This is a genomic window from Streptomyces sp. NPDC037271, from assembly GCF_055603605.1.
The window spans coordinates 484,536-498,796 of record NZ_JBVJVN010000002.1; the positions used below are offsets into that span (position 1 = coordinate 484,536).

A 14,261-nucleotide genomic window follows, 5' to 3' on the forward strand; every position below is an offset into this window, starting at 1 on the left:
CCAGGCCGGACCGAGGTCAGCCGGCCAGGTGCCCCAGGTCGTTCCAGCTCTCCAGCGCCGGCTCCCCGTACGCCCACCCCAGCACCGACAGCGACGTCGGATTCAGTCGTATCCGCGCCGCGAAGTCCAGCGGCAGCCCCAGCCACCGCGCGCCGATCGACCGGAGGATGTGGCCGTGGGCGAAGACGAGGACATCGCGGTCCGCCTCACGCGCCCACGCCACGACCTCGTCCGCGCGCGCGGTGACGGCCGCCAGGCTCTCCCCCTCGGGAACCCCGTCCCGCCAGATCAGCCAGCCGGGCCGGACGGCCTGGATCTCGTCGGGGGTCATGCCCTCGTACGCCCCGTAGTCCCATTCCATCAGCGTGTCCCACGCCTGGGCGCGCTCGCCGAAGCCGGCGAGTTCGCAGGTCTCCCGCGCGCGGACCAGCGGGCTGGTGCGCACCTCGACCCCGGGCAGCCCTTCCAGCGGCGCCCGGTGCAGCCGCTCGCCGAGCAGTTTGGCGCCGCGCCGGCCCTCTTCCAGAAGCGGCACGTCGGTCCTGCCGGTGTGTCTGCCGGACAGTGACCACTCCGTCTGTCCGTGCCGTGCCAGCAGGATGCGCGGTGCCATGAAGGGGGCCTTTCCGGGAGGGTGTCGGAGGGGACGCCTCCATCATCGCGCACGCCGTGCACGGGCAACCCGGCGGGCGATGTGGGCGTCTATCAGGGCCGAGGGCGCTCCGTGAACCGGGCGCACGAAGGCCGTAGAGTGGCACGCCCGTGTCCGTCCGAGGCGCGCGAGAACGAAGGGGGAGGGCGATCGGATTGCCGCACACCGAGACACCGGGCACCGAGGCGATCCCGAAACCCCGGCCGCGCTGGTGGACCGAGCTGCCGCTCATCGTCCTCGTGTACGCCTGCTACTCCGCGGGCCGCCTCCTCGTCCGGGGCGACGTCTCCGACGCCGTCGATCACGGTCTGGCCATCCTGCGCATAGAGAAGGTGCTGTTCCTCAACGCGGAGCACCCGCTCAACCGCCTCTTCACCCGCGAGCCGTGGATCGGCATACCGGCCGACTTCTGGTACGCGTCACTGCACTACCTGGTCACCCCCGCGATCCTGGTCTGGATCTTCCGCTCACGCACCGTGCGCTACCGGGCCGCCCGCACCTGGCTGATGACGTCCACGTTCATCGGTCTCATCGGCTTCACCCTGCTGCCGACCTGCCCGCCCCGGCTGCTGGACGCGAGCCACGGCTTCGTCGACACGATGGCCCAGTACAGCACGTACGGCTGGTGGGGCGGCGAGGCGAGCGCGCCGCGCGGCCTGGGCGGGATGACCAACCAGTACGCGGCCATGCCCAGCCTGCACGTGGGCTGGTCCCTGTGGTGCGGGGTGATGCTGTGGCGCTACGGCGGCACGCGCACGGCGAAGGTGGCGGGCGTCGTCTACCCGCTGGTGACCACGATCGTGGTGATGGGTACCGCGAACCACTACTTCCTCGACGCCGTGGCCGGCGCGGCCGTGATGGGCGCGGGGCTGCTGCTGACGCCGTTCGTGCTGCGGAGCGCGGACCGGGTACGGACGCGGTTCGCGACCCGCGCCACCCCGGCCGCACAGGCCCCGGCCGGCGTGAGTTCCGCGATTGTCAGTGGTGGATGCCAGACTTCCGCGGGTGAGCGATTTCCACGGCAGCGCGAGCAGCGGTTCGGAGCGGGAGCCGAGCCGGACCCCTCCCCAGCGGACGCGGGGGACGAGACTCCGGCACCGGCTCGCTGAGCTGCGCGGTCCCGACGTACCGGCCAGGGCACTGGACGCGCGCGCCCTGGCCGCGCTCGCCGCCAACCCCGGGTGCCGCCGTCGCGCGATCCTCGACGGCGCCGGGGTGGACAAGGCGTCGCTCGCGAGCGCGCTGGGCTCGCCGTCGGTCTTCGGGCAGTCGCAGTTCGCCTTCGTGCGGGGCAACGCCTTCGAGGCGCGGGTCAAGGCGGACGGCGGCGCCGAGCTGCTGCGGCTCGTGCACGAGAAACTGGACCGGGGCGCCGAGCCGCCCTCCGGCGCGCACGTGCCGGACCTGTCCGCGACCGGCCCCGAGGGCCGCGCGGCCCGGACGTCGCTGGCGCTGCGGGAGGCCACCGGCACACCCGGGGCCTCGAGTGCGCCAGGGGCGTCCGGTCCACCCGGTACTCCTGGCACGTGGACGCTCCTCGACCACCCGATGCTCGCCCTCGACGTCGCCGGTTCCCCCGCCTTCCTGGAGCCGGACGCCGTGGTGGTGCACCCGGACGGCAGCTGGACGGTGGTCGAGATCAAGTCCTTCCCCATGCTGGACGGCTCCGCCGACCCGGCGAAGGTCGGCGCCGCCGCCCGGCAGGCAGCGGTGTACGTGCTGGCCCTGGAGCGGGTCGCCGCCCGGCTGGACCCCGCCCCGCGCGTGCGCCACCGGGTGCTCCTCGTCTGTCCCGAGGACTTCTCCAACCTGCCCACCGCCTCCGCCGTCGACGTGCGCAAGCAGCGCGCGGTCACCGACCGCCAGCTGGCCCGCCTGACCCGTATCGAGGACATCGCCGACACGCTCCCCGAGGGCGTCTGCTTCTCCCCCGCGCTGCCGGCCGAGGAGCTGACGGCCGCGGTCGAGGCGGTCCCGGCGACGTACGCGCCCGAGTGCCTGTCCGCCTGCGAGCTTGCCTTCCACTGCCGCGGCCGGTCCCTCGAGGCCGGCGCGGTGACCGCGCTGGGCCGCCCGGTACGGGCCGAGCTCGGAGGGCTGTCGACGGTGGAGGACGTGCTGGCGGCGGCCCGGGGGGAGACCGGCGATCCGGACGACCCGGCGGTGGCCGCGCTGCGCAGGGCGGCCCGGCTGCGTGCGGAGGCCCTCGCGACGGCCGGCAGCGGGGTCGGCGGACACGGCGTCGGCGGACACGGGGCCGGTGGGAGCGGGGCCGACGGGAGCGGGACGACCGGGCACGGCGTGGCCGGGCACAGGGCCGACGGGAGCGGGACGACCGGGCACGGCGTGGCCGGGCACAGGGCCGACGGGAGCGGGATGACCGGGCACGGGGTGGCCGGGCACAGGGCCGACGGGAGCGGGGTGGCCGGGTGTCACTGATCACCACGCTCGCCCGTCTGGAGGCCATGCGCACCGGCCGGGCCCAGCCCGCCGCCACCGTCCGGCACCGGCACCTGTCCGACCGTCCGCTGGTCTTCGTGCCGCTGATCACCGCCGGTGAGGCCGGTGCCCCGCTCGGTGCCCTGGTCGGCACCGACCGGGACGCCCCGCATCTGCTGGTCGTCCCGCAGCCCCGCGACCGCGACCTGCGGTTCGCGTTCCTGGCCGAGCTGGCCGGCATCGTGCTGCCGCACATCGAGGCGTACGCCGACAGTGTGGAGACCGCCGAGCGCACCGAGACCGACCCGGAGACGGGCAAGCGCGTCAAGGTGGAGGTCGACCTGTGCGCGGACGCCGCGCAGCTGGTCGTGCCGAGCCGCGCGGGCATCGACTTCGTCCGGCTGCTGGGCCGGTCGATGCGGTTCCGGCGTACGGCGGAGGAGGACCCGGACACGCCGCATCCCGCGCCGCCGAGGGTGCCGTTGCTCGGCCGGTGGCTGACCCACTACGGCGAGCGGGCCCGGGTCCCCGGATCCTCCCTCCTCCTGGCCATGACCGACCTGCTGGGCCGGCAGTGGGCGACCGGTCAGTCCTCGTTGGAGGACCAGCACCTGGGGGCGCTGCTGGCCTGGATCGACCCGGAGGCCGACGCCGCCGGACTGACCGGCGCGCAGGCCGCGCGGCGCGCCGAACTCGCGCGTGACGCCGACGGTCAGTTGCTGTGCCCGCCCGCGGGCCCGGCGACCGACCCGGCCTTCGACAACAAGCTGCTCGCCCCCGCCATCGAGCGCTACGACCGCGCCCGCACCGCGCTCGCCGCCGCCGAGGACGGCCTGGAGGCCGACGACCGGCTCGGCGCCCTCACCACGGCCGAGCGGGAGATCCGCGCCCTGGTCGAGAGCCGTACCCGCCCCACCTGGGACACGGTGTGGCGGGGTCTGGACCTGCTGCGGGAGCTGCCCGTCGGCGCGCATGTCGAGGAACGCTGGACCCGCGACCGCTGGTCGTTCACCTCCCACCGCGACCGCGTGCTGTCCGGCGAGCCCCCGCAGCCGCGCCGCGACGACGCGGTGACCGCGGCGAACAAGCTGGCCACGCGCGAGCGCGAACAGGCCCGGCTGGAGGCCCAGGAGGCGCTGGACGATCCGCTGGTGATGGCCGGGCGGCGGCTGTCCGGCGAGGCGTTCGCCGGTGAGGTCACCGACGTGGTGATGGCGTACAGCGAGAGCAGGCGGCCCAGTCCGCGCCCGCTGGTCACGGTCCGCACGGACGACCGCCCGCACCTGGGCGAGCGCGTGAAGGTCTACCGGTCGCTGAACGGCAAACCGCAGGCGGCGGAGTACGTCGGGCCGGCCGACGCGGACGGGGACGGGGTCGGGGGCGGGGGCGGGGGCGGACTGGTCCTGCGGATCGTCGACAAGATGGGCCGCGGCAAGGAGCCCGAGGCCGGGTCGGTGCCCGAGAAGGGGGACCTGGTCTGCTTCACCCTCTTCGAGCACGAGCAGCGGGGCGGCGCGAAGCTGCCCGACCCGGAGCAGACCCCGTGGACGCACGGCGGACCGCCCGGCGAGACGGCGGCCGTACCGGAGGCCGCGGACGCCCAGACGGAGGAGGACATCCTGTGACCGCCGAGGCCACCACCGCTCCCGTCGAGGCCGGATTCGACCCGGGCGCCGAGGCCGCCCGCGCCACCGCCGCGATCCTCCACGACACCCTGCACGGCACCGAGCGCGGTGTCGTCGTCGACTCCCCGCCCGGCGCCGGCAAGTCCACGCTCGTCGTCCGGGCGGCGCTGGAGCTGGCCGAGGCCGGCCGCCCCCTGATGGTGGTGGCGCAGACCAACGCCCAGGTCGACGACCTGGTCCTGCGTCTCGCCGAGAAGAACCCCGACCTGCCGGTGGGCCGCCTGCACAGCAGCGACGCCGACCCGTACGACAAGGCACTCGACGACCTCGCGAACGTACGCAAGTCGGCGAAGGCCGCCGACCTCGCCGGGCAGGCCGTCGTCCTGTCCACGGCCGCGAAGTGGGCGCACGTCAAGGTGGACGAGCCGTGGCGGCACGCGATCGTCGACGAGGCGTACCAGATGCGCTCCGACGCCCTGCTGGCGGTCGCCGGTCTCTTCGAACGGGCGCTGTTCGTGGGCGACCCGGGCCAGCTGGACCCGTTCGCGACCGTGGGCAGCGAGCAGTGGGCGGGCCTGTCGTACGACCCGTCGGGCTCCGCGGTGACGACACTCCTCGCGCACAATCCGGGCCTGCCTCAGCACCGGCTGCCGGTGTCGTGGCGACTCCCGGCCTCGGCGGCGGGGCTCGTCTCCGACGCGTTCTACCCGTACACGCCGTTCCGCAGCGGCACGGACCACGGCGACCGGAGTCTGGCCTTCGCGGTGGCGTCGGACGGCTCGGGCCCCGACCAGGTGATCGACGAGGCCGCCCGTTCGGGCTGGGGTCTGCTGGAGCTGCCCCCGCGGCACACCCCGCGCACCGATCCGGAGGCGGTGCGGGCGGTGGCGGCGGTGGTCCGGCGGCTCCTCGACCGGGAGGGCGCGGCGACGTCCGAGCGCTCGCCCGACCCCGCCCCGCTGACCGCCGGCCGTATCGCCGTCGGTACGGCGCACCGGGACCAGGCGGCGGCGGTACGGGCCGCGCTGGCCGACCTCGGGGTGAGCGGCGTGACCGTAGACACGGCGAACCGGCTCCAGGGCCGCGAGTACGACGTCACCGTCGTCCTGCATCCGCTCTCCGGCCGCCCCGACGCCACCGCCTTCCACCTGGAGACGGGCCGCCTGTGCGTCCTGGCCTCCCGTCACCGGCACGCGTGCATCGTGGTCTGCCGGGAAGGGGTGGGCGAGCTGCTGGACGACTATCCGTCCACGGAGCCGGTCCAGCTGGGCACGCTGGTGAAATTCCCCGACGGCTGGGAGGCGAACCACGCCGTCCTCGCCCACCTGGCGGAGCACCGGGTGGCCTGGCGGCCCTGACGTGGGCGCCACGCGCCACTGGTCCGCGCCACGGGTCCGCGCAACTGGCCCGGAGTGGCGAACGCGGAGGGGGTGGGGGGCTGTCTCCGCGGTGAGGACAATCTGATGGTTTTGTCCTTGGGGCGCTCATCTGAGGGGTGCGTGAACGATTTCGCCGGAAAGTTCACGGATGCGGGCTACTGGGTGGGGGGGTGCCCGTCGTCGCGGACATCCGCGCCGCGTGGGCCGCCAAGGGCGTCAGCGGCCGGACCACCGCACGGCGATCGACCGCCCCGCGCCCGCTTCACGCCGTGCGTGTCACGGCTGTCGGGGCGGCACTCAGTTGACACCACACGTACTTGCCCCGGTTGCCCTCACGCGCCAACGGCTGCCACCCCCACACGTCGGCACAGGCCCGGACCAGCGCCAGACCCCGCCCGTCCTCCCGGTCCACGTCCCGGTCGAACGGCTGCGGCGGCTGCGGCGGCGTCGGGTCCGCGTCCCACGCTCCGATGCGCAGTACGCCCGCCGCCCAGCGCACCCGCAGAGCGACGGGCCCCTTGGTGTGCCGCACGGCGTTCGAGACCAGCTCCGTCGCCAGCAGTTCCGCGACGTCGACCAGCCCGATCAGTCCGTGCATCGTCAGGATCAGCCGGAGGGTCCGGCGGCAGACGGTGACGGCACGGGGATCGTTCGGAATGTAGAGGGAGTACTCCGACGGATCGTTTTCGGACATGCCGGGTCCCTTCGGGGATGTGGAGTGGTGTGCGGCGGGTGCCGGTGTCATTGCCGCGCCGCCACGGCAGGACGGAGCGGTGCGCTTCCAGCGCCCCGGAATTGCGCGGAGTGCGCGTCACGTCACCGACGGTAGGTCATAGATTTATTACTCAGCAAGCCCATCGCGTAACCTTGCCCCGAACGAGCCGCCTGCGGGCATCCGTTGAGCGAGGAGGAAGTCGTGCCGCCGAGACGCACGCCCACAGCACGTCAGGTGCGCCTGGGGGCCGAACTGAGAAAGATGCGGGAGGCCGCGGGACTCAAAGCAACCGAGGCGGCAGCCCTTCTCGGCGTGAACTCCGTCCAGATCAGCCAGATCGAGTCCGGAATCGCCGGAGTGAGCGAAGAACGCCTACGGCGCCTCGCAGCGCATTACGCCTGCACGGACGAAGAGTTGGTCTCGGCGCTGGCTGCGATGGCGACCGACCGCACGCGCGGCTGGTGGGAGGAGTATCGGGGCTCATTGCCCCACTCGTTCCTCGACCTCTCGGAGTTGGAGCATCACGCCTCCCTCCGCTGGGACGTTGACTTCCTACACGTCCCCGGGCTCCTCCAGACCGAGGATTACGCCCGCGCGCTCTTCCACTACGTGAACCCCCAGTTCTCGGAGGAGGAGGTGGAGCGCTGGGTGGAGCATCGTATGAAGCGACGGGGCATCATCGAACAGCCGCAAGCGGTTCCGTACGAGGCGGTCGTCCACGAAGCCGCCCTGCGCATCAAGGTCGGCGACAGTGCCGCGATGAGGGCTCAGCTCGACCATGTCCTGGACTTCGCCACTTCCGGCCACGTCACCGTGCGCGTCATCCCCTTCACGGTGGAAGGCTTCGCCGGCGCCGGGAGCGCCATGGTGTACGCGGGCGGCCCCGTCCCCCAGTTGGACACTGTCGTTCGCGACACCCCTCACGGCACCGTCTTCGTCGACGCCGAAGCTCAGCTGAGCCACTTTCGAACACTGTTCCATAAGGTGAGAGAAGCCGCGTTCGAGCCCGAGCGTTCCCGTGACTTCATCCACAAGCTGACGAAGGAGCTGTAAGCCCAGATGGTGACCCCCCGCATATGGAAGAAGTCGTCCTACTCCGGCGGTGGTGAGGGCAATGCCTGCGTGGAAGTGGCCCGCCGCCACCCCCACATAGCCGTCCGCGACTCCAAGACTCCCGCCCGCGCCGTGCTCACCTTCCCCGCCCCCGCCTTCACCGCCTTCCTCGCCGCCCTCAAGACTCCCACCGGGGAATAACCGGAGACCGCCTCCTGTTACGTCGCGCAGCGAACCGCGAACGTCACACCACACAGGAGGCACCCCACGATGGCCGCAGACGCCGCAGAGGAGATCCGGGGCCCGGTCCACGGCACCGCACCCGTTCCCCTCTCCGTACTGGACCTGGTGACCGTCGGCGCCGGTCGCACCGCCACCGACGCCCTGCGGACCAGCGTGGACATCGCACGCCTCGCCGAGGCCCGCGGCTTCCACCGTTACTGGGTCGCCGAGCACCACTCCATGCCCGGCGTCGCCTCCTCCTCACCCGCGGTGATCCTGGCCCACCTGGCGGCCCACACCGACCGCATCCGGCTCGGCTCGGGCGGCGTGATGCTGCCGAACCACGCGCCGCTCGTGATCGCGGAGCAGTTCGGCACGCTGGAGGCCATGGCCCCGGGCCGCGTCGACCTCGGCCTCGGCCGTGCCCCCGGCACCGACGGGGCCACCGCCGCCGCCCTGCGCCGCACCGACCGCCTGAACGAGGGCGCCGACGACTTCCCGCAGCAGCTCGCGGAGCTGCTGCGGTTCCTGGACGACGACTTCCCCGACGGGCACCCCTACCGCCGTATCCACGCCGTGCCCGGTCCCGTGCAGGCGACCTCCCCCGGCGGTGTCCAGTCCCCGCACCGGCCGCCGGTCTGGCTGCTCGGCTCCTCCGGCTTCAGCGCGCGGCTGGCCGGCACCCTCGGGCTGCCCTTCGCCTTCGCGCACCACTTCTCGGCGCAGAACACCGTCCCGGCGCTGGACCTGTACCGGGAGTCCTTCCGGCCGTCCGCCGTCCTCGACGCGCCCTACGCGCTCATCGGCGTCTCCGCGCTGGCGACGGACGACGAGAAGGAGGCCCGCCGGCAGGTGCTGGCCGCCGCGCTGAACATGGTCCGGCTGCGCTCCGGGCGTCCCGGGCTCGTACCGACGCCGGAGGAGGCCGAGGCGTACGACTTCAGCCCGATGGAGCAGGAGTTCGTGGCGTCCTGGAACTCCAACGTCATCCACGGCACCCCGGACGAGGTCCGGTCCGGCCTCGACGACCTCCAGAAGCGCACCGGAGCCGACGAGCTGATGCTCACCGCCAACGCCCACGGCGGCGACGTACGGCTGCGCTCCTACGAGCTGATCGCCGACGCCTACGGGTTGCCGACACCGGCCTGAACCCCGGCGGCCCCGGCGGTGCCGGCCGCCCCGTGCCCGCCGGCACCGAGCAGTGCGGAGATACGATCCGGCGCCACCGGTCGGGAGTACAGCCAGCCCTGACCGGTGTCGCAGCCGATGCGGCGCAGGCGGGTCGCCTGGTCGGAGGTCTCCACGCACTCGGCGGTGACGGTCAGCCCGAGCCGGTGGGCGAGCTGGACCATCGCCTCGACGATGACCTCGTCGGCCGGGTTGGCCGAGGCCGCGTCGGCCGCCGGGTCGGCGTCGGCGTCCGCCCCGGCGGCCTGGATCCCGCCGTCCCGCACCCCGTCGTACTGGAACCCCCGTACGAACGCACCGTCCAGCTTCAGGACCGAGACGGGCAGCCGGCTCAGGTACGCGAGGTTCGAGTAACCCGTGCCGAAGTCGTCGATGGCGATGTGGACACCCATGTCGCTGAGCGCCTTGAGGGCCTGGAGCGGGCGGCCCGCCGAGCCCATCACCGCCGACTCCGTCAGTTCCAGCTGGAGCAGGTGCGGGGCCAGGCCCGTCTCCTCCAGGGTCGCCGCCACGTCCGCCACCAGGTCGGAGTCCCAGACCTGGCGGACCGCCACGTTGACGCTGACGAAGATCGGCGGGTCGTCCGGGTGGGCCAGCTGCCAGCGGCGGGCCTGGTGGCAGGCGGTGCGCAGGATCCAGCGGCCCAGGGGAACGATCGAGCCGTCCTCCTCCGCCAGTGCGATGAACCGATTCGGCGCCAATACGCCGAACTGAGGATGATTCCAGCGGATGAGCGCCTCCACGCCCCGCACCCGGCCGTCCTCCATGCCGACCAGCGGCTGGTACTCCAGGGCGAACTCCCCGCGCTCGATGGCGGGGCGGAGCGTGGCGGCGAGGGCCTGGCGGGTCATGCGGTTCGCGTTGCGCTCGGGGTCGAAGAGCGTCCAGCGGGCCCGGCCGTCGGCCTTGGCCCAGTACAGGGTCGTGTCGGCGGCCTGCATCAGGGCGGTGGGGGTGGTGCCGACGGTGTGGCGTTCGACGACGCCGACCGACGCGGTGACCGACAGGCTGCGGTCGGCGAGCTCGAAGGGCGCCTGGAGCGCCGTCAGGACCGATTCGGCCAGTTCGGCGAGCTGGTCGGTACCCGTGGAGTCCTCCACGAGCAGGGCGAACTCGTCGCCGCCGAGCCGGGCGACCAGCGGGGCGCCGGACCGGGCGTGGGCGGCGTCCTCCGCGCAGCGGGTGAGGCGTTCGGCGACGGCGGCCAGCAGCCGGTCGCCGACACGGTGGCCGAGGGTGTCGTTGATGGCCTTGAAGCCGTCCAGGTCCAGGTAGCACACGCCGATCCGGCCGGTGCCCCCGTGCTCGTGCGACTCCGCCTCCAGCGCGGCCGTCAGGCGCTCGAAGAACAGCGCGCGGTTGGGCAGCCGGGTCACCGGGTCGTGCATCTGGAGGTGGCGCAGCCGGGCCTGGAGCTCGCGCCGGGCACTGATGTCGGCCACCGACAGCAGCAGCCCCTCCTGCGCGTCCCCGGACTCGGCCAGGGGAGCGAGGGTCACCTGCACCCACAGGGAGTGCCCGTCGGCCCGCTTCAGCCGCCGGGTGCAGCGCAGCCGGGGCCGCCGGCCCCGCAGCACCTCGCGGTACGCGTGCCAGGTGCCGGCGTCGGAGGCGAGGTCGACGAGGTCGGCCGCCGGGCTGCCGGCCAGCGCGGCCGGGTCGGTGCCGAGCAGGGCGCCCAGCGATGCGTTGGCGCCGACGACCAGGCCCTCGGCGTCGACGACGGCCATGGCCAGGGGGGCGGCCGTGAACGCCGACCGGTAGGCCGGGGACCCCGTACACGGAGTACGAGACGCCAGATGGTTGTCACTGTCCGTGACGGCCGACCGGTCGAGGTCTGCCGCGGGCGCCGGCCCTTCGGAGGTTCCGTTCACCGCTCGCTCCCGCAGTGCCTCGATCTCTGTTCGTGCTCTGTTCGTGCAGGAAAGTGTGCCGATCATAGAGGCTGCCAACGGGCCCTTCCACCCGCCGTTCCGCGTTCGGGACCAAGTGATCTCTCCGGCAGATCGTTTCTGCTCACACCTGGACGGGTTTCACGCACCCCCGACCAGTTGTGACGTTCTGTGAGTGACCCGAAGGTGCCGGCCAGGAGTCCTCCGGCGAAATTCCGGGCGGCTCACCCATCCGGTGCAGGCGAACAGGGCGCAGTACGACAAACATGCACAAGCTGAGTGCGGTGTCCCGTCAACCGCACCCGGAGGTCCATGTGCCGCGCCAGCTCCCCCTGAGGCGACTCCCCCGGGAAGCCCTCAAGAGGCTCGGCGCGGACCGGCGGGCCGCGGGGGCGGTCCGGCCCAGGCTGCGCAGCACGACGGCGATGTGCACCACGATGTCGGCCCTCGCCGCGACCTCCCTGGTCACCGCCCCCTCGGTCGCGGAGCCCTTCTCCCCGGAGCCCTGCGCGCTCCGGCGCGCCGACGTGCACCACTCCGAGGGCCTGGACACCTGGAACGCCGCCTATCCGCGGCCCGTCCGCGCCCTGGACGCGGTGATGGTGTTCCTGTCCTTCCCCGACTCCCAGCCGCTGACCGCGCCGGCCGAACTGGCCGCCGACCACTTCCCGGCCACCACCCGTTTCTTCCGGCGCGCCTCGTACGGCACGTTCACGCTCCGCCCGCACCCGCTGCGCACCTGGGTCCCCATGCCCCGGCCCTCGACCTGGTACGACATACGGCGCGACTGGAGCCCCCGGCACCGGGCCGCGTACCTGCGGGACGCGCTCGACGCCGCCGACCGGCACGTCGACTTCTCCCGCTACGACGTCGTCTACTTCGTCGCCGACCCGGACGCGCCCGGCGTGGACTCCGACGCCACGAAGGTCGTCAACCTGGACACCCCGATGCGGGCCGACGGCACCGACATCCGGCGCGTCGTCACGGTCTTCGAGAACCATCCCCCGGACCGGCTGGTCCTGGCCCACGAGACCGGGCACGTCTTCGACCTGCCCGACCTGTACCAGCGGCCCGTCGACGGCAAGGGCGACTGGGACACCCACGTCGGCGACTGGGACCTCATGGGCAGCCAGTTCGGACTGGCCCCCGACCTGTTCGGCTGGCACAAGTGGAAGCTGGGCTGGCTGCAGCCCCGGCAGGTGGCGTGCGTGCGGGGCAGCGGCCCCACCCGGCTGACACTGGAGCCGCTGGGGGCGGGGCCGGGGGTGGTGGTGACGGGCGCGGCCGGGGCGCCGGCCTTCGGTCTCGGCCGGGGCACCAAGCTCGCGGTGGTGCGCACCGGGGCGGACAGCGTGCTCGCCTTCGAGGCACGGGGGCCGGTCGGCAACGACGCCGCCGCCTGCCGGGCGGGGGTGCTGGTGTACCGGGTGCGCAGCGGGGCGGAGTCCGGGGGCGGGCCGGTCGAGGTGGTCGACGCCCACCCGGACACCGAGGCCTGCTGGGAGGACTCGGTCTACCCGCCGCTCGCCGACGCCCCGGTGGGTCTGGGCGAGAGCTTCACGGTGCCGGGCGAGGGCGTACGGGTCGAGGTGGCGGGGCGGACGGTGTCGGGGGCGTGGACGGTGCAGGTCACGCCGGGGTGAGCCATGCGCCCGGGGTCACGACGGCCGAGGGGGGCGGGTGGCGGAGCCCCCGGCCACGCGCGGCGCAGCCGCGCGGGAACAACGATGGCGAGGCCGCTTCGCGCTTTCCGCGAACCTGCCTCGCCATCGACAACGTGCGCCGCCAGGGACTCGAACCCCGGACCCGCTGATTAAGAGTCAGCTGCTCTAACCAACTGAGCTAGCGGCGCCTGCTGACGTCGTAGACCTTAGCATCCTGGTCGGCGCAGGGAAAAATCGAAATACGGACGGCGGCGCGGGCTGCCCGTACGGCCGCCCAGAGCAGGATCTCCGGGCCCGGCAGCCACGGCCGGCGCGTGTCCGGAGCCACCAGCCAGCGGGAACCGGACCGGGCGGACTCGCCCGCCGGGGCCGGGCCGGCCGCCGCGCCCACCGGAGCCGACCGGACGACCGCGTCCACCGGAGCCCGCCCGGCCACCGCGCCCACCGGAGCCCGCCCGGCCGCCGCGCCCATAGGGGCCGGCACGGTCACCGCGTCCCCGGCGCCGTGGCACAGCAGCGGCGGCACCGCGCCCGTGCGGCCGCCCTCCCGGCCACGCGCGCTCCACTCCTCCCACTCCAGCAGCGACGGCAGCCGCTGGGCCGTGCCCGGCGCGGTGAACAGCAGCATGCGGCCCCGGAACTCGGCCACCGGCCCCGAACCCGGCCCCTCCTCCCACATCCGGTCCAGCATCCGGCGCCCGAAGATCGCGGGGGCGCTCACCACGTCGAAGACGGAACCGCAGGGCAGGACGACCGGGGCCCCGGGGCGCTCCCCCCAGAGCGTGAGCGCGCTGCGCGGGTACGGGCCCGCCGAGGCCAGCCAGGCAGCGCCGTCCGAGGTGACGTCCGAGGTGCGGGGGGCGGATTCGAGGGCGACTTCGCGCGTGCTGCTCATGCCGCATACATTTACCGGGCGTGAGGAACCGACTCCGGCGAGTTGCGGGAAACCGGGACAGGAGGGAGGCGGACGCAGTATCTTGCCCACCCGCCTGGCATATGCGAGAGGACCGGCCGGCCGGCGCGGGGGCCCGACACCGGGCGTGGAGATCCGTCAGGGCACGGGCCGCCCGGGGTGCGAGCCGCCCTCGCCGCCGCGCATCAGGTCCCGGCCGAACTCCACCATCTTCTTGGCGTAGTCCTCGGTCCACTCGGCCCGCTCGGCGATGTCCGCGGCCGTCAGCCGGTCGAACCGCCGGGGGTCGGCCAGCTGCGCCGCCGCCATCGCCTGGAACTCCATCGCCCGGTCCGCCGCCGCCCGGAAGGCGTGCGTCAGCTCCGTCGCCCGGTCCAGCAGCGCACGGGGGTCGTCGATCGACTCGAGGTCGAAGAAGTGCTCCGGATCGGCGGCCGCCTCCGCCGGCTCGAAGAGCAGGGGCGCGGGGCGTAGCCGCGGTTCGTTCCGACGCGGCGTGGGCTCCGCCATGTCTTCTCC

General features: G+C 73.6%; 13 protein-coding genes and 1 tRNA gene. 8 read left to right on the forward strand and 6 right to left on the reverse strand.

From position 1 onward, the window contains the following. Positions 1 to 16: 16 nt before the first annotated feature. Positions 17 to 613: a histidine phosphatase family protein gene (locus ACZ7G3_RS06810; RefSeq protein ID WP_470923715.1), complete on the reverse strand. Its 597-nt coding sequence runs from the start codon at positions 611 to 613 to the stop codon at positions 17 to 19. 194 nt (positions 614 to 807) lie between these two features. Here ACZ7G3_RS06810 and ACZ7G3_RS06815 point away from each other — a divergent pair, with 194 nt between their 5' ends. Genes ACZ7G3_RS06815 through ACZ7G3_RS06830 form a run of 4 tightly spaced genes read left to right on the forward strand, consistent with a single transcriptional unit; the run spans position 808 to position 6,074 of the window. Continuing rightward, the gene (locus ACZ7G3_RS06815; protein ID WP_426601514.1) at positions 808 to 1,761 is read left to right on the forward strand and encodes a phosphatase PAP2 family protein; all 954 of its coding nucleotides are present in this window, start codon (positions 808 to 810) and stop codon (positions 1,759 to 1,761) included. After that, positions 1,658 to 3,091, forward strand: a complete 1,434-nt coding sequence (locus tag ACZ7G3_RS06820; RefSeq protein ID WP_470923717.1) for a hypothetical protein — start codon at positions 1,658 to 1,660, stop codon at positions 3,089 to 3,091. Before ACZ7G3_RS06815 ends, ACZ7G3_RS06820 begins: the two co-directional genes overlap by 104 nt. Beyond that, complete coding sequence (locus ACZ7G3_RS06825) at positions 3,082 to 4,716, forward strand: hypothetical protein (protein ID WP_470923719.1); 1,635 nt, start codon at positions 3,082 to 3,084, stop codon at positions 4,714 to 4,716. Before ACZ7G3_RS06820 ends, ACZ7G3_RS06825 begins: the two co-directional genes overlap by 10 nt. Then, a complete protein-coding gene (locus ACZ7G3_RS06830; RefSeq protein WP_470923721.1) occupies positions 4,713 to 6,074 on the forward strand; it encodes an AAA domain-containing protein in 1,362 nt (453 codons plus the stop codon). The genes ACZ7G3_RS06825 and ACZ7G3_RS06830 overlap by 4 nt, the downstream gene beginning before the upstream one ends. A 283-nt stretch (positions 6,075 to 6,357) precedes the next feature. Here ACZ7G3_RS06830 and ACZ7G3_RS06835 read toward each other — a convergent pair whose 3' ends face one another. Then, positions 6,358 to 6,789, reverse strand: a complete 432-nt coding sequence (locus tag ACZ7G3_RS06835; RefSeq protein WP_470923723.1) for an ATP-binding protein — start codon at positions 6,787 to 6,789, stop codon at positions 6,358 to 6,360. A 222-nt stretch (positions 6,790 to 7,011) separates the two neighbouring features. On the opposite strand from ACZ7G3_RS06835, the gene ACZ7G3_RS06840 reads away from it, so the two are divergent. From ACZ7G3_RS06840 to ACZ7G3_RS06850, 3 genes are all read left to right on the forward strand, one after another. Next, entirely contained in the window at positions 7,012 to 7,863 is an 852-nt protein-coding gene (locus ACZ7G3_RS06840; RefSeq protein ID WP_470923990.1) for a helix-turn-helix domain-containing protein, read from the forward strand. Between the two features lie 6 nt (positions 7,864 to 7,869). Then, on the forward strand, positions 7,870 to 8,064 hold the full coding sequence (locus ACZ7G3_RS06845; RefSeq protein ID WP_470923725.1) for a DUF397 domain-containing protein: 195 nt from the start codon (positions 7,870 to 7,872) through the stop codon (positions 8,062 to 8,064). A gap of 69 nt (positions 8,065 to 8,133) precedes the next feature. Next, positions 8,134 to 9,234, forward strand: coding sequence for an LLM class flavin-dependent oxidoreductase (locus tag ACZ7G3_RS06850; RefSeq protein ID WP_426554448.1), 1,101 nt, complete (start codon positions 8,134 to 8,136; stop codon positions 9,232 to 9,234). Here the strand turns inward: ACZ7G3_RS06850 and ACZ7G3_RS06855 are convergent. Next, complete coding sequence (locus ACZ7G3_RS06855) at positions 9,210 to 11,147, reverse strand: putative bifunctional diguanylate cyclase/phosphodiesterase (protein WP_470923727.1); 1,938 nt, start codon at positions 11,145 to 11,147, stop codon at positions 9,210 to 9,212. The genes ACZ7G3_RS06850 and ACZ7G3_RS06855 overlap by 25 nt on opposite strands. 284 nt (positions 11,148 to 11,431) lie before the next feature. Here ACZ7G3_RS06855 and ACZ7G3_RS06860 point away from each other — a divergent pair, with 284 nt between their 5' ends. After that, positions 11,432 to 12,808, forward strand: coding sequence for a M6 family metalloprotease domain-containing protein (locus ACZ7G3_RS06860; RefSeq protein WP_470923729.1), 1,377 nt, complete (start codon positions 11,432 to 11,434; stop codon positions 12,806 to 12,808). A 135-nt stretch (positions 12,809 to 12,943) separates the two neighbouring features. Here the strand turns inward: ACZ7G3_RS06860 and ACZ7G3_RS06865 are convergent. The 3 genes from ACZ7G3_RS06865 to ACZ7G3_RS06875 all read right to left on the reverse strand — a co-directional run bounded on the left by ACZ7G3_RS06865 (position 12,944) and on the right by ACZ7G3_RS06875 (position 14,252). Further along, a tRNA-Lys gene (locus ACZ7G3_RS06865) sits at positions 12,944 to 13,017 on the reverse strand. Then, positions 13,008 to 13,724, reverse strand: coding sequence for a bifunctional DNA primase/polymerase (locus tag ACZ7G3_RS06870; RefSeq protein WP_470923731.1), 717 nt, complete (start codon positions 13,722 to 13,724; stop codon positions 13,008 to 13,010). The genes ACZ7G3_RS06865 and ACZ7G3_RS06870 overlap by 10 nt, the downstream gene beginning before the upstream one ends. 156 nt (positions 13,725 to 13,880) lie before the next feature. After that, the gene (locus ACZ7G3_RS06875) at positions 13,881 to 14,252 is read right to left on the reverse strand and encodes a hypothetical protein (RefSeq protein ID WP_426601525.1); all 372 of its coding nucleotides are present in this window, start codon (positions 14,250 to 14,252) and stop codon (positions 13,881 to 13,883) included. Positions 14,253 to 14,261: the final 9 nt, after the last annotated feature.